Raw genomic sequence first — 394 nt, 5'->3', positions numbered from 1 at the left:
TCCACTCGCAGCTGATCCAACACATCCACACCCTTATCCGCCGCAAACTCAGTCCCGAACAGGTATGCGCCTACCTGTGCAAACACCACCAAATCACGCTCCACCACAGCACCATTTACCGCTACCTTCGCCAAGACAAAAGTAACGGCGGCACCTTGTGGCAACATCTTAGAATATGCAGCAAACCCTACCGCAAACGCTACGGCAGCACATGGACCAGAGGCAAAGTGCCCAACCGCGTCGGCATAGAAAACCGACCCGCCATCGTCGACCAAAAAGCCCGCATCGGCGATTGGGAAGCCGACACCATTGTCGGTAAAGATCAGAAAAGCGCATTATTGACCTTGGTCGAACGCACTACCCGCTACACCATCATCTGCAAATTAAAGAACTT

The 394-nt window shown here is 53.0% G+C and carries 1 protein-coding gene; it reads left to right on the top strand.

The features are described 5' to 3' along the window. The coding region (locus ACTHSL_RS13145; RefSeq protein WP_440381698.1) for an IS30 family transposase at window positions 1-394 on the top strand (394 nt) is incomplete at both ends.

This window comes from Neisseria sp. P0008.S010 (assembly GCF_051962715.1).
GTDB classification, from domain to species: Bacteria; Pseudomonadota; Gammaproteobacteria; order Burkholderiales; family Neisseriaceae; genus Neisseria; species Neisseria elongata.
Note: the sequence above shows the minus strand (reverse complement) of the source record. Positions and strands in the feature narration are given on the sequence as shown.